This window comes from Streptomyces sp. NPDC028991, assembly GCF_055564775.1.
On sequence record NZ_JBVHVP010000007.1, the window covers coordinates 97,201 to 111,502 of the forward strand.

The window sequence follows — 14,302 nt, forward strand, 5'->3', positions numbered from 1 at the left end:
TGGTCTCATAACGCTGCGTTGCGATGAGCCGGGACACGTTGGTTGGAACCTGGTCTTGCTTGTTGGAACCGGTCGGTCTCGTTGCTGCTGCCAGTCACAGCTACGCGGGCCGCGCACCAAGGCTGGATTGCATAAACGTGCAGCTTTACGTATAGTCATGCCATCAAAGAGGAGGATGTCATGGCGGTACGTGCGGCGGTGGCCGGAGCGAGCGGGTATGCGGGCGGTGAGCTGCTGCGTCTGCTCCTCGCGCACCCCGAGGTGGAGATCGGCGCCCTGACCGGCAACTCCAACGCGGGCCAGCGGCTCGGCGCGCTGCAGCCGCATCTGCTGCCGCTGGCCGACCGGGTCCTGGAGCCGACGACGCCCGAGGTGCTGGCCGGGCAGGGCCGACGGCACGACGTGGTCTTCCTCGCGCTGCCGCACGGGCAGTCCGCCGCCGTCGCCGAGCAGCTCGGCCCGGACGTCCTGGTCGTGGACATGGGCGCCGACTTCCGGCTGAAGGACGCCGGCGACTGGGAGCGGTTCTACGGCTCCCCGCACGCCGGTACCTGGCCCTACGGCCTGCCCGAGCTGCCGGGTGCCCGCGCCGCGCTGGAGGGGTCCAAGCGCGTCGCGGTGCCCGGTTGCTACCCGACCGCCGTGTCCCTGGCGCTCTTCCCGGCCTACGCCGCCTCGCTGGCCGAGCCCGAGGCCGTGATCGTCGCCGCCTCCGGCACCTCCGGCGCGGGCAAGGCGGCCAAGCCGCACCTGCTCGGCAGCGAGGTCATGGGCTCCATGTCGCCGTACGGCGTCGGCGGCGGACACCGGCACACCCCCGAGATGATCCAGAACCTCGGCGCGGTCGCCGGCGAGCCGGTCACCGTCTCCTTCACGCCGACCCTCGCGCCGATGCCCCGCGGCATCCTCGCCACGTGCACCGCCAAGGCGCGCCCGGACGTGAGCGCCGAGTCGGTCCGCGCCGCCTACGAGAAGGCCTTCGCCGACGAGCCCTTCGTGCACCTGCTGCCCGAGGGGCAGTGGCCCGCGACCGCGTCCGTCCACGGTTCCAACGCCGTTCAGGTCCAGGTCGCGTACGACGCCGCCGCGGGCCGCATCATCGCCATCAGCGCCATCGACAACCTGGCCAAGGGCACCGCGGGCGGTGCCGTCCAGAGCATGAACATCGCCCTGGGTCTCGACGAGACCACCGGACTGACGACGATCGGAGTCGCGCCGTGAGTGTGACGGCAGCAAAGGGGTTCACGGCGGCCGGTGCCGCCGCCGGGATCAAGGACAGCGGCAACCCCGACCTGGCCCTCGTGGTCAACACCGGACCCCGCCGCGCCGCCGCGGGCGTCTTCACCTCCAACCGCGTCAAGGCCGCCCCGGTCCTGTGGTCCGAGCAGGTCCTCAAGAGCGGGCAGCTGTCCGCCGTCGTCCTCAATTCCGGCGGCGCCAACGCCTGCACCGGCCCCAAGGGCTTCCAGGACACCCACGCCACCGCCGAGAAGGTCGCCGAGGTGCTCGGGACGGGCGCGGGCGAGGTCGCCGTCTGCTCGACGGGACTCATCGGCGTACCGCTCCCCATGGACAAGCTGCTGCCGGGTGTCGAGGCCGTGGCCGGTCAGCTGTCCGAGCACGGTGGCGAGAAGGCCGCCATCGCCATCAAGACCACCGACACCGTGCACAAGACGTCCGTGGTGACCAAGGACGGCTGGACCGTCGGCGGCATGGCCAAGGGCGCCGGAATGCTCGCGCCGGGCCTCGCCACCATGCTCGTCGTCCTCACCACCGACGCCGACCTCGGCACCGAGGTGCTCGACCGCGCCCTGCGCGACGCCACCCGGGTCACCTTCGACCGCATCGACTCCGACGGCTGCATGTCCACCAACGACACGGTGCTGCTGCTCGCCTCGGGCGCCTCGGGCGTCACCCCGGCCCACGACGACTTCGCCGCGGCCGTACGCACCGTCTGCGACGACCTCGGGCAGCAGCTCATCCGGGACGCCGAGGGCGCGAGCAAGGACATCAAGGTCGAGGTCGTGAACGCCGCGACCGAGGAGGACGCCGTCCGGGTGGGCCGCACCATCGCGCGCAACAACCTCCTCAAGTGCGCCATCCACGGCGAGGACCCCAACTGGGGCCGCGTGCTCTCCGCGATCGGCACCACGTCGGCCGCCTTCGAGCCGGACCGGCTGAACGTCGCCATCAACGGCGTCTGGGTCTGCAAGAACGGCGGCGTCGGCGAGGACCGCGAGCTGGTCGACATGCGCTACCGCGAGGTGCACGTCGTCGCCGACCTCGCCGCCGGCGACGCCACCGCCACCATCTGGACCAACGACCTCACCGCCGACTACGTCCACGAGAACAGCGCGTACAGCTCATGAGTACGACGAGGAAGCACACCGCGCTCCCCAAGGCCCAGATCCTCATCGAGGCGCTGCCCTGGCTGACCCGGCACCACGGCAAGACCGTCGTCATCAAGTTCGGCGGCAACGCCATGGTGGACGAGGACCTGAAGGCCGCCTTCGCCCAGGACGTCGTCTTCCTGCGCCACGCGGGCCTCAAACCCGTCGTCGTGCACGGCGGCGGCCCGCAGATCAGCCGCGCGCTCGACAAGGCCGGCATCGTCAGCGAGTTCAAGGCCGGCCTGCGCGTCACCACCGAGGACGCCATGGACGTCGTACGGATGGTGCTGGCCGGGCAGGTGCAGCGCGAGCTGGTCGGGCTGCTCAACCAGCACGGAGCGTTCGCCGTGGGCCTCACCGGCGAGGACGCGCACACCATCACCGCCACCAGGCACCAGCCCGAGATCGACGGCGAGTTCGTCGACATCGGACGGGTCGGAGAGATCACCGAGATCGACACCGGCGCCATCGAGGCGCTGCTCGCCGACGGCCGCATCCCGGTCGTCTCGTCGGTCGCCCGTTCCCAGGACGATCACCACGTCTACAACGTCAATGCCGATACGGCGGCCGCGGCACTCGCCGCGGCGCTCGACGCCGAGACTCTCATGGTCCTCACCGACGTCGAGGGTCTCTACGAGGACTGGCCGAACTCCGACGAGGTGATCAGCCGCCTCACCGCGTCCCAGCTGGAGAAGCTGCTGCCGGACCTGTCCTCGGGCATGGTGCCCAAGATGGAGGGCTGCCTGCACGCGGTGCGCAACGGAGTCACCACCGCCCGCGTCATCGACGGCCGGGTCCAGCACTCGATCCTGCTGGAGATCTTCACCGACGAGGGCATCGGCACGATGGTCGTGCCGGACGAACAGGGGGAGCCGTGAGCAACACAGGGGGAGCCGTGGGCAACGAAGAGCTGACCGAGCGGTGGCGGGGCGCGCTCATGAACAACTACGGCACCCCGCGCCTGCCCCTGGTACGCGGTGAGGGCTCCCGGCTCTGGGACGCCGACGGCAAGGAGTACCTCGACTTCGTCGGCGGCATCGCGGTCAACGCGCTCGGCCACGCCCACCCGGCGGTGGTCGAGGCGGTGAGCCGGCAGATCGCCGCCCTCGGCCACGTCTCCAACCTCTTCGTCGCCGAGCCGCCCGTCGCGCTCGCCGAACGGCTGCTCCAGCGCTTCGGCCGCGACGGCAAGGTGTACTTCTGCAACTCCGGCGCCGAGGCCAACGAGGGCGCCTTCAAGATCGGCCGGCTGACCGGACGGCCGCACATGGTCGCCACCCACGGCGGCTTCCACGGCCGCACCATGGGTGCCCTGGCGCTGACCGGCCAGCCCGGCAAGCAGGAGCCGTTCCTGCCGCTGCCCGGCGACGTCACCCACGTACCGTACGGCGACCCGCAGGCGCTGGCCGCCGCGGTCACCGAGGAGACGGCGCTCGTGGTCATTGAGCCGGTCCAGGGCGAGAACGGCGTCGTCGTCCCGCCCCCCGGCTACCTGAAGGCGGCCCGGGCCATCACCGCCGCCACCGGCGCGCTGCTCGTCCTGGACGAGGTGCAGACCGGCGTCGGCCGGACCGGCCACTGGTTCGAGTACCAGGCCCACGAGGGAGTCCTGCCGGACGTGGTGACCCTCGCCAAGGGCCTCGGCGGCGGACTGCCGCTGGGCGCGACGGTCGCCTTCGGCCGCGCCGCCGAACTTCTCCGGCCGGGCCAGCACGGCACGACCTTCGGCGGCAACCCGGTCGCCTGCGCCGCCGGACTCGCCGTCCTCGACACCATCGCGGACGAGGGACTGCTGGACAACGTCAAACGGCAGAGCGAGAAGCTCCGCGGCGGAGTCGAGGCGCTCGGCCACCCGTTGACCGGCCACGTCCGGGGCGCGGGCCTGCTCCTGGGTATCGTGCTCACCGAGCCGCTCGCACCCCAGGTGCAGCAGGCGGCTCAGGACGCCGGAATCCTGGTGAACGCGCCCGCACCCGATGTCGTACGGCTGATGCCGGCGCTGAACCTCGGCGACGACGTGGTGGACGCGTTCCTCGGGGCGCTGCCCGGCATCCTTGACCAGGCCGCCGAGGCGGCCCACGGGGACGGACGATCCGGAGAATGAGACGACGATGAGCCATGCGCAGGAGCACGAGCAGACGGCCGGGCCCGCCCTCCCGCAGACCCGCACCGCACGCCACCGCCGGATCGTGGACATCCTCAACCGGCAGGCGGTGCGCTCCCAGAGCCAGCTGGCGAAGCTGCTCGCCGACGACGGACTGACCGTCACGCAGGCGACGCTCTCCCGGGATCTGGACGAGCTGAACGCGGTGAAGATCCGCAACTCCGACGGCGACCTCATCTACGCGGTGCCCAGCGAGGGCGGTTTCCGCACCCCGCGGGCTCCGCTCGGGGAGTCGGCGAAGGAGGAGCGGATGCGGCGGCTCTCGGCGGAGCTGCTCATCTCCGCGGAGGCGTCCGCCAACCTCGTGGTCCTGCGGACCCCTCCGGGAGCGGCGCAGTTCCTCGCCTCGGCGATCGACCAGGCGGAGCTGCACGACATCCTGGGGACGATCGCGGGGGACGACACGCTGATGCTGATCAGCCGGGATCCCACGGGTGGGCAGGCGCTGGCGGACCATTTGCTGCGGTTGGCTCAGAACGGCCACTGAGCGCCGCGGCGGCTTGTGCCGTAGGCAGGGCGCGGGTGATCGGTGGCTGGTCGCGCAGTTCCCCGCGCCCCTTCCCCCCCAGCTGCGGGCAGTCGTGCCGCTGGGGCGGCACGGGCGGGCGCAGCGGCACCCCGCCAACGCGGGCGAGTGACACCCCGGTACCTCAGCCACAGCGCCGTTCACCAGAAGACGCCGGTCACCCCAGCCACCGCGCCAGACCCCCCGTGCACCGCACCTCGTCCCCCGCGGTCACCAGCAGTCCCTCGACCCCGTCCAGAGACTCCAGCCACCGCAACCCCTCCCGCGACCCCATCGTGAACGCCGCCGTCGCCCAGCAGTCCGCCCACGTCAGCCGCGGCGCCACCACCGTCACCGACACCAGATCGGTCACCGCGGAGCGCCCGGTGCGCGGATCGACGATGTGCGCGCCCCGCTCCGCGCTGCCGGACGTCGCCACGGCCAGCTCGGCCGCCCCCGCCGCGGAGACGACGGCCGCCAGTCCGCCCGGACGCAGCGGGTCCGACACCCCGACCCGCCACGGCCGCCCCGCCCCCGGCGTGCCGAGCAACTGCACGTCCCCGCCCCCGTTGACGCTGACGCCGCTCGCACCCGCCGCCGCGACCCGCCGGGCGGCGCACTCCACGGCCCAGCCCTTGACGATCCCGGTCGGGTCGAGACGGCCGTGGTACGACGTGCTGAACCAGCCGTCGCTCACCCGCTCCGCCTCCGCCGCCAGCTCCAGCACCTCGGCGACCTCGGGCACGCACGCGTCGACGGTCACCTCACCGCGCGCCAGCCGGGACACCTGGCTGTCCTCCCGATAGGTGCTGAACACCTCGTCGACCCGGCGCAGCCCCGCGACCGCCTCGTCCAGCGCCGCCCGGACGGCCGTGGGTTCCCCGCCGCGGACGTCGAAGGAGAAGACGGTCCCCATCGTCTCCTCCACGTGACGCACCGCGGCGGGAGCCTGTGCGGCTTCGGCCACCGTGTCAGCCACCGGCCTGGTCCAGTGCCGACTGCAGGGACTGCTTGTATCCGGCGCTGGTGTAGGTGGCGCCGGAGACGGCGTCGATGTCGGCGCTGCCCGCGGTGACGGCGGCCTGGTTGAGTTCGGGTACGGCGTCGGCGGTGACCTGGTCGCTCTGCCCGCCCTTGGGCGCCTGGAGGGTCTCCGCGCCGGTGATCTTCCCGCCGCTGACCGTGATCCGGACCTGCACGGGCCCGTACCGGGTCTGCGCGGCCGCGCCGGTGAGCGTCTGAGTGCCCTGGGCCCCGTCGCCCGGGCCGTCACCGCCCGCCTCCTGCCCGCCCGAGCCCTGCCCGGCGGACCCCGCGGCCATCCGGTCCAGTGCCGACTGCAGGGACTGCTTGTATCCGGCGCTGGTGTAGGTGGCGCCGGAGACGGCGTCGATGTCGGCGCTGCCCGCGGTGACGGCGGCCTGGTTGAGTTCGGGTACGGCGTCGGCGGTGACCTGGTCGCTCTGCCCGCCCTTGGGCGCCTGCACGGCCTCGGCGCCGGTGATCTTCCCGCCGTTCACCGTGATCCGGACCTGCACGGGCCCGTACCGGGTGCCGGCCGCGTCACCGGTGACCGTACCGGCGCCCGCGCCCCGGCCGCCCTGCGGCGACTGCGCGGCCACCGGAGGGGCGGCGCCGCCCGCCGCCGAGGCGGAGCCCGGGTCGGACGCCGGTTTCAACGACAGCAGCAGCACGATCCCGGACACGGTCGCGGCGCCGGCGAGCACGGCACGCCGGACGGGGTGGCTTTTCCTCATCTGTCCTGGACTCCTGATGTCCGTCGCTCACATCTCGAACGACTCGTGATGGATACGGCGGGCGGGGACCCCCGCGCCGCGCAGTGCCTCGTACACCGACTGGGCGAAGCCGGGCGGCCCGCACAGGAAGACGTCGTGGCGGTCCACGTCCGGGATCTTGCGGCCGAGCGTCTCCGCGGAGATGTCGGGGCGCTCCCCGTCCGGACTGTTCACCGCGTACATCAGCCGGGCCCCGCGCTCCTCGGCGATCCCGGCCAGCTCGTCCCACAGGGCCAGGTCCTGGGTGCTGTTGGCCCGGTAGAGCAGGGTGATGTCGCCGGACGCGCCGGGCAGGGTCTCGAACAGCGCCCGCATCGGTGTGATCCCCACGCCGCCCGCCACCAGCAGCACCTTGCCGCGGCTGCGGCGCTGGGCGGTCAGGGCCCCGTACGGTCCCTCCGCCCACACCCGGGTGCCGGGCTCCAGCTCGCGCAGCCGGGCGCTGTGGTCGCCGATCGCCTTCACGGTGATCCGCAGCATGTCCGGGCGCGGCGCCGCCGACAGCGAGTACGGGTGCGAGCTGAACCGCATCCCGGGCGCCAGGAACCGCCAGCGGAAGAACTGGCCGGCCTCCGCGCCCATCCGGTGCAGCCTGCGCCCGCCGATCAGCACCGACACGATCCCGGGCGTCTCCTCGATCACCGCCTCGACCCGCATCCGGTGCCGCAGGTTGAGGCGGAGGGGGGTCAGGACGCGGTACCAGAGCACCAGCGCGGTCACCGCCCCGTACAGCGCGTACCAGACGGTCTTCGCGACCGGCTCGACGGCGAAGTCGTTCCCGGTGGTCAGCTGGTGCCAGAAGGTCAGGAACACCGCCACGTAGGTGAGCAGGTGCACGTGGTACCAGGCGTCGTACGGGATCCGGCGGCGGACGGGGCCCACGGACAGCAGTCCGATGAGGACCAGCAGTCCGGTGCCGATGGCTGCCTTGCCCATGTCCGGCAGCTGGTTCACGGAGTCGACCGTCTGCTGCACGATGTCACCGAGGCCCTGGCCGGCCTGGGCGGCGTACCCCCACATGATCAGGAAGACGTGGGCGAGGACCAGGCAGAGCGTGTAGCGGCCGGTCATGGCGTGCCAGCGGGCGACCCGGTCGGAGCCCACCCGCCGCTCCAGCGCCGGCACGCGGGCCATCTGGAGCACCACCAGCGCCATCAGGTACCCGGCGAGCAGGCCGGTGATCCGGCCCGCGTTCAGGATCATGCCGGTCTGGTCGGAGATGGCGGGCGTGTTGCGCCACCACAGCCACAACACGCCCGCCGCGCCCGCCCATACGGCGAGCAGCAGGGGGACGGCGGGGGAGCGGCGCGGACGGATGCGCCGCATCGTCTGACGGCGGGCGGCACGGCCGCCGGCGAGCGTGGTGGTCACGGTTCCTCCGTGGGGACTTGACCCTTGGCCCACAGATACGCGCCGCACCCCCGGAGCGTTCAGAGTGCTTGCGCGGCCCGTCGAGTCAGCCCGAGGACGGGCACACGGACACGGGGACCACCGACGTCACCGTGTGGGCGGGCAGCACGGTCCGCTTCCCGCCCTCCGGACGCAGCGCCACACCGTCCGGCCCCGAAGCCAGCAGTTCTCCGCAGCGCTGACCCCCCGTGGTCGTTACCTGGACCAGGTGGCCGGGGGGCGTGCCGGTGGTGGTCCAGACGACGACCAGGGCGGCGACGACCAAGGCCACCCCCGAGACACAGCACAGGGCGGCGTACCGCACGGATCGCGTCACGCGCGCGATCTCCCCCCGCGTCCAGTCGCGCAGCGCCTGTCCGGCCAGGAGCACCCGTTCGCCCGGACTGCCGTGAGCGGCCCGCATGGCGAGAATGGAGCCGGTCACCAGAAGCAGGAAGCCGGTGCCCACCAGGACGCCGGCGGTCAGCCGCGCCGTATCGGGGACCTGGGAGAGGTCGTCCCGGCCCTTGAGCGTCGTCAGGACGGCGACCAGGGCGGCGAGACCGGTGAGGCCGGTACGCCATCCCTCGGCCTGCCGCCGCAGCTCCGGGAGCTGGGTGAACTCCAGCTCCCGGGCGAGCTGGGCCCAGCGCCGGTCCGAGTGTGCGCTCACGTGCCGTCCGTCTCGACGAGCGCGGTCACCCGCCAGCTCGCCCCGCAGCCCACGAACGGGGCGTCGGCGGGCAGGCCGGAGTGCGGGTGGCCGCATTCGCAGTAGTGCACCTCGCGCAGCAGGGCCGCCCCCTGGCTCTGCGTGGCCGCCGGGTCCGTCCCCCGCCGCCGGGACCACAGGGCTTTGGTACCGGTACCGGCCAGACCGTACGCGTACTCCGAGACGGTGGTGCCCAGACACCGCGGACAGGCGCCCTCGACCTGGAGTCTCGAACCGCCCTCGACAGCGCGGCGGAGGAAGGTACCGGCCGGCCCCAGGTACGTTTCCTCGTAGACCGCTGCGTGGTCGTGGCCGACGTGCGGCGCGTCAGTCAACGTCTTCACTCCTCTCCTCTACGACCAGGTCGAACATCCGCGCGTACAGGCGGAGCCTCGTCTCGACCCAGGCCTCGCTCTCGCCGGTGGCCACGGCGGCCCGCCGGATGTGCCGGCGGCTTACCCGTCCCGCGAGCGCGGGCAGCACGCCGTCCAGATCACGGCTGAGAAGGGCCAGGTCCTGCCAGAGCGGCAGGACGTCCGGTGCGGGGGGAAGAGCCGTGGCCTCGGTTCCGTGCAGGGGCAGGTAGGGCTTGATCCGTTCGACGGTGCGCGTCACGGGCTCACCGAGCCGGCCCGCGATGCTCACCAGGTCGAGGGCACAGTAGGGTGCGTGCTCGCGCGTGACGCGGTGGGCGCCTCCCAACGCCAGGAGGTCGTGCTCGTCCGGCATGACGTCGCGGAGCGCGGTCAGCGCCTCGGCGGTGAGCGGGGGGACCGGAGCGCCGATCGCGCGCAGGGGCAGGAGGGTCTCGTAGGCGGTGGCCGCGTCGGACGCCAGCCGTTGGGCGTAGGCGGCCAGGCCCGCGCCGGTGAGGCGCCCCCACCTCGCGGTGCCGGTGACACCGGTTCGATCGTCAGGGGGGCAGTCGACCAGTGCGGCTGTCACGCCCGAGGTGGGACGCAGCTCGGCGAGGTCTTCGGGCAGGGAGGGCATCTCCAGCCCGTAACGCCTCGCGTAGTCGTCCGCCGTCGTCCAGACCACGCGCAGCGTCTCGTTGAGCCGTTCCGCGGCGTAGCAGAGAGCGCCGGCAGTGATCTCCGCGGCGGGGTGGTCCTCCTCGTCGAGAGCGGGTTCCTTGCCCGAGAGGATGTACCGGACGCGCAACGGCAGGCGGCTCCAGTCGTCGAGGAGCGAGGTGTCCCCCGGGACGGTCACACCCGCCTCCCGCATGTCCGCCACCGCGGTGGCCATGTCCCATCCGGGGCGGGAGAAGCTGTGCGCCAAGGCCAGCGACTCCAGGTCGAGCCCTTGCTCCAGACCGTGCTCCAGCACTTCCAGGTCCCGGGACAACCGAGCCGCATCCCGCGAGGGCCGGACCCGGGCCGCGGCGGTGTCCTGTGCGTACCGGCGTGTGTAGCGCAGGCCGAGCCTTTCGGCGTGCCGCGCCAGTCGCCGCTCGGCTTCGAAGAGGTCCGTCTTCAGGCTGTCGGCGTAGTGCACGACCGCCGCCCAGGGCAGTTCCCTGACTCCCTCCGCGTTCTTCCTGGAGAACAGGAGGACGAGTTCACTGAGGACTTCGTCGTCCGAGAGCAGTGTCCACGGCGCCAGCGCCTCGTTCGTCGGGACGGCCCAGCCCAGCCAGGAGAAGTCGGCCAGGCGGCGCAGCACCTCGGCCACCGGACGACCGGACTGCTCGGCGACGGAGCACACGAGCAGCGGCTCGTCCGCCAGCGACCAGACGGTGCCGCGGGACGCCTGCTGCGAGCGGGTGAAGAGGCATTCCAGGTCGTCCTGAGTGCAGACGTAGTCGTGGAAGCGCGCGGGAGCCTCGGGGACCGGAGACGGCAACAGCGGGCCGAAGCGGCCGAGCCTCGCGGTCAGTTCGCCGAGCGGTGCGGACAGACGCATCGAGGCGAGGACCAGACCGCCCCAGTGGCCAGAGCCGTCGCCGTCGGTCACCAGTGTCCCCTCGGCGCGTCCCAGCAGGTCCTTCACCAACGCGTCGTCACGGTCGTCGGGCTCGATGTCCACGGCCTCGCCGACCTGGGGAAGCGGCCTGTACTGGTGATGCGCGACGCGCAGGGCCCGCTGGCGGCGCTCGATCTCCGCGATGCTCGTCTCCTGCGCCCTCGCCTGCACCACGACATGGCACCACGAGTCCCCTGGCATACGGGTCAGGTTGGCGTCCCCGGCGGCAGCGACCGGATAGCCGGCGAGGTCGAGCGGCGGGGCGGACGCCTGACGGCTGTCGTGCGACAGTCCGAGAACCGCGTTGCGCCAGGGCTGGTACGCGTGTTGGGTAACGCCTCGCCTGTCGCCGTGGACGAGGAGCCGGTCCGGATGGAACCAGCCCACCCGGTCCAGGGACACCGGGTCACCGTCCCAGCCGCGGACTCGCACGTCCTTGCCGCGCCACGTGGCGTCGAGGGCCCGAGCCGTGGCAGGGCTGAGCTCGTCGAGCTGCCCCAGCCAGTCCAGGGACAGCCCTGGCCAGGACAGCAGCGAGTCCGCTCCTCGCCGCCACAGCGTCCGCACCCATTCGGCGTCGAACTCCTGTAGTTCCGTTCGGCTGACACTGAGCTTCCCCGCGTGCGCTCCGGTCAGGTTGACCACATGGCCGAACGGTTTCTGGTCCGTCACGATGCCGTCGCACAGAACCGCTCCGGTGCCGTTGACCCACCACAGCGTCCTCGGGACGGCCTCCAGAACGTCGGCGGGGTCCGCGCCGGGCCCGGCCTGCAGGACACCGGGCAGCCAGACGTGCTCGTGTCCCGAACCCTCCCGCACCGTCAGGGAGAACTCGCTGACCCGGACGAGCTCCCGGAGCACCGCCGCACAGGACATTCGCCGGATCCTGGGATCGTCGCGCAGGTACAGTCGCACCCGCGTGCCGCCCTCGGGGCAGCCGTCGTCCGATCCGTCATGGCGCTGGATTCGGAACAGGCTCCCGCTGCTGGGGATCTCAACCCGGAACGCGTGCTCCGCGGGGATGCCCTCCGGGCTGACCTGGCGCGTCACGATGGTCATCTCGTCGGCCAGCATGAAGTAGCTGAACACGCCGATGCCGAAACGGCTGTTGGGATAGAGGCGCAGTGCCGGGTCGTGGCGCAGCCACCGGGACTGCTCCTTGCGGAACGACGCGGACCGCTCGAAGCGACTGCCGGCCCGGGTGAAGGTCTGCTTGAGCTGCTCGGCGCTCATGCCCACACCGTTGTCCCGGCATTCCACGTACCGGCCGCGCTCGTCCTGGCCCTGGGTGAAGACGATGTCCCCGCTCCAGTCGGCCGGCCGGCGTCCGGCACTGTTCAGGTACGTCCAGCGCATGGCCCGGTAGCGGCAGGCGTCCATCGCGTTCTGGTACAACTCGCGCAGGGCCAGCTGCGGTTCGCCGCCGTAGAGCTGCTCACCCATGAGCAGGTCCCGTACTTCCGTCTGCGCGAGATGGAAGCGCAGGAGCGGCACTTCGTAGGCGGCTTTCCCCGCGCTGCGCTGCGGCTGCAGATCACGGTTGGTGACGCGCCCCGGTACCGAGGCCAGCAGCTCCGCCTCGGCCTGGGGCATCCCGGAGGCCATCCGACCCGTGCGGGCGGCCAACTGGTCGGCCGCGTCGGCGGTTTCGAGGAGCGCGGCGTGCACCGCCTGGTGGGGGCAGAGCGCGTCCAGATGGAGGGCGTTGCCGTCCCGGTGCCAGCTGAGCTCCCGGGCGACGGCCAACGCCTGTTGCGGCAGGACCGGGTCCGAGACGGCCAGATGCTCCGCCACGACATCCGGCAGGGCACGGACGTCCACGGCCAGGGTGGCGGCCAGCCCGAGCAGCGCGGCCAACGGGCGCACGCGCAGGCGATGGTGGCCGCCGCGCAACGGTATGGTGCGCGGCCCCGGAGTGTTCTGCTCGTCGAAGGGATCGTCCATGCCGATTGCCTGGGCGGCCATGGTGAGCGACTCCGCGAGGTCCCGCACCCTGCCGTCGGCGACACCGAGCTCCGCGGCCAGCCGCTCGGCCGGCTGCGCGGGAACGGCCTCGTCGTCGGTCTGGAAGCGGTCCGCGATCCAGCGGTGGACGAGCCACATCACGATCGCCGCGGCGTCCTCCACCCGTCCGCGGCCCTGGCAGTCGACCAGCTTGCGCGCCAGCCGCCCGTGCTGCTCGACGATCTGCTCGTAGTGCCGACGATGAGCGTGTGCCTGTGGGTGCCGTTCGAGGACGCTCGGTCGGATCTCCGCGGCGTGACTCAACCGTTCGGCCCACGCCACCTCGTGCAGGAAGGGGGCGGCTACGAGCGCGATCACCTCGATGGGGGACAGCTCCGCTCCCTCGGGCAGCAGCTGGGGCAGCCGGTCGCACAGCACTCTGACCGGGAAGCCGTCGTCCGCCCACGGGTCCGGGAACGGCAGGCGCTGCTGGGACAGGTGCACCGAGCGCGCACACCCCTCCACGAAGTCGCTCACCGCGGATTGCAGGCGATCCACGTCGGCGGCGGCCTCGGGGCTCACGTGCCGCCACAGCGAGGTGCTCCGTGCGGCGTCCAGCCATGCCTCCAGGAGCGGCCGTCCTTCGCAGATCTCCGTCTTCCTGGTCTCCGCCTCGGCGTCGCGCCCGTAGTGGTACCAGGGGACCTGGTTGAGTCCGTGCCGCCGGGCCGTCTCGATGGTCCTCGCCCGTGCGGCGACCAGCACCTCGTCGACCGTGCGTGCGGGCGTCAGCGGCCCGAGAGCGTCGGCCAGCCCACGGGCGAAGAAGCTCCCCCCGTCGGTGTAGCCGCTTCGCTCACCGGCCGAGCACCCGGCCATCACGGCGAATCCGCCGTGCGGCGGGCCGGTGTCGGCCCGGTTGGCGAATGCCTCCCCGTCGCTCGGCGTGTCCGTACGGCAGGCGTCGACGAACCACAGGACGGTCCCCGCCGGACAGTCACCGAGCAGCGGATTGATGTTGACGGGGAGGAGCGAGTCCAGGTACGGCTCCCGCCAGTTGCCGTCACCGGGCGGCACGGCATCCGCCGGTACGAGGTAGTCGGTGCGGTTGACGCGCAGGCCGTGCCCGGTGAAGTACAGCAGCAGGGTCCCGCCCGGCGGAGTGTCCCGCGCGACCTCGTAGATCGTCGACCGGATCTTGCTGCGCCCGGCGTCGTGCAACGTGTCCACCAGGTACCCGGAAGACGTGAGCGCGGCGCTCAGCAGCCGCAGGTCCGCCTCGACCGGCGCGGCCAACGGCTCCAGGGCGGTGACGGAAGGTGTGTGGCCGACGCCGATGAGCAGAGCCCTGCGTGCCACGTCCATGTCCCCGTGCCCCTCCCCGAGTCAGGAGAACATGATGGCACCGGGCACCGGCGGATGTGGCGGGGCGGG

Annotated in this window: 11 protein-coding genes; 5 read left to right on the top strand and 6 right to left on the bottom strand. The window is 72.3% G+C overall.

Features of this window, described 5'->3' with window-relative positions; all coding sequences use genetic code 11:
• Positions 1 to 180 precede the first annotated feature (180 nt).
• The 5 genes from argC to ACZ4V1_RS17045 are packed head-to-tail and all read left to right on the top strand — an operon-like array spanning position 181 to position 5,041.
• Positions 181 to 1,221, top strand: coding sequence for an N-acetyl-gamma-glutamyl-phosphate reductase (gene argC, locus ACZ4V1_RS17025; protein ID WP_468335945.1), 1,041 nt, complete (start codon positions 181 to 183; stop codon positions 1,219 to 1,221).
• Positions 1,218 to 2,369, top strand: coding sequence for a bifunctional glutamate N-acetyltransferase/amino-acid acetyltransferase ArgJ (gene argJ / locus ACZ4V1_RS17030; protein ID WP_468335948.1), 1,152 nt, complete (start codon positions 1,218 to 1,220; stop codon positions 2,367 to 2,369). Before argC ends, argJ begins: the two co-directional genes overlap by 4 nt.
• Positions 2,366 to 3,268 (top strand): acetylglutamate kinase, encoded by a 903-nt coding sequence (argB, locus tag ACZ4V1_RS17035; RefSeq protein ID WP_468335951.1) that lies wholly within the window; start codon positions 2,366 to 2,368, stop codon positions 3,266 to 3,268. Before argJ ends, argB begins: the two co-directional genes overlap by 4 nt.
• Before the next feature lie 17 nt (positions 3,269 to 3,285).
• The gene (locus ACZ4V1_RS17040; RefSeq protein WP_468336468.1) at positions 3,286 to 4,494 is read left to right on the top strand and encodes an acetylornithine transaminase; all 1,209 of its coding nucleotides are present in this window, start codon (positions 3,286 to 3,288) and stop codon (positions 4,492 to 4,494) included.
• A 7-nt stretch (positions 4,495 to 4,501) separates the two neighbouring features.
• A complete protein-coding gene (locus ACZ4V1_RS17045; RefSeq protein ID WP_468335954.1) occupies positions 4,502 to 5,041 on the top strand; it encodes an arginine repressor in 540 nt (179 codons plus the stop codon).
• A gap of 196 nt (positions 5,042 to 5,237) precedes the next feature.
• Here the strand turns inward: ACZ4V1_RS17045 and ACZ4V1_RS17050 are convergent, their stop codons facing one another.
• The 6 genes from ACZ4V1_RS17050 to ACZ4V1_RS17075 form a co-directional block, all read right to left on the bottom strand.
• Positions 5,238 to 5,975, bottom strand: coding sequence for an FAD:protein FMN transferase (locus ACZ4V1_RS17050; protein ID WP_468336471.1), 738 nt, complete (start codon positions 5,973 to 5,975; stop codon positions 5,238 to 5,240).
• A 55-nt stretch (positions 5,976 to 6,030) separates the two neighbouring features.
• On the bottom strand, positions 6,031 to 6,816 hold the full coding sequence (locus ACZ4V1_RS17055) for an FMN-binding protein (protein ID WP_468335957.1): 786 nt from the start codon (positions 6,814 to 6,816) through the stop codon (positions 6,031 to 6,033).
• 27 nt (positions 6,817 to 6,843) lie between these two features.
• Positions 6,844 to 8,226 carry a ferredoxin reductase family protein gene (locus ACZ4V1_RS17060; RefSeq protein WP_468335960.1) on the bottom strand — a complete coding sequence of 461 codons (1,383 nt, stop codon included), beginning with the start codon at positions 8,224 to 8,226 and terminating at the stop codon, positions 6,844 to 6,846.
• An 85-nt stretch (positions 8,227 to 8,311) separates the two neighbouring features.
• Positions 8,312 to 8,917, bottom strand: a complete 606-nt coding sequence (locus ACZ4V1_RS17065) for a hypothetical protein (RefSeq protein WP_468335963.1) — start codon at positions 8,915 to 8,917, stop codon at positions 8,312 to 8,314.
• Positions 8,914 to 9,300, bottom strand: coding sequence for a hypothetical protein (locus ACZ4V1_RS17070; protein ID WP_468335966.1), 387 nt, complete (start codon positions 9,298 to 9,300; stop codon positions 8,914 to 8,916). The genes ACZ4V1_RS17065 and ACZ4V1_RS17070 overlap by 4 nt, the downstream gene beginning before the upstream one ends.
• Positions 9,284 to 14,233, bottom strand: a complete 4,950-nt coding sequence (locus ACZ4V1_RS17075) for a caspase family protein (RefSeq protein ID WP_468335969.1) — start codon at positions 14,231 to 14,233, stop codon at positions 9,284 to 9,286. The genes ACZ4V1_RS17070 and ACZ4V1_RS17075 overlap by 17 nt, the downstream gene beginning before the upstream one ends.
• Between the last annotated feature and the right edge of the window lie 69 nt (positions 14,234 to 14,302).

Bases quoted from the DNA above. Each gene is read 5' to 3' on its own strand.
- ACZ4V1_RS17050 (WP_468336471.1), bottom strand. From the start codon at position 5,975: ATGGGGACCGTCTTCTCCTTCGACGTCCGCGGCGGGGAACCCACGGCC.
- argC (WP_468335945.1), top strand. From the start codon at position 181: ATGGCGGTACGTGCGGCGGTGGCCGGAGCGAGCGGGTATGCGGGCGGT.
- ACZ4V1_RS17075 (WP_468335969.1), bottom strand. From the start codon at position 14,233: ATGGACGTGGCACGCAGGGCTCTGCTCATCGGCGTCGGCCACACACCT.
- ACZ4V1_RS17055 (WP_468335957.1), bottom strand. From the start codon at position 6,816: ATGAGGAAAAGCCACCCCGTCCGGCGTGCCGTGCTCGCCGGCGCCGCG.
- ACZ4V1_RS17045 (WP_468335954.1), top strand. From the start codon at position 4,502: ATGAGCCATGCGCAGGAGCACGAGCAGACGGCCGGGCCCGCCCTCCCG.
- argB (WP_468335951.1), top strand. From the start codon at position 2,366: ATGAGTACGACGAGGAAGCACACCGCGCTCCCCAAGGCCCAGATCCTC.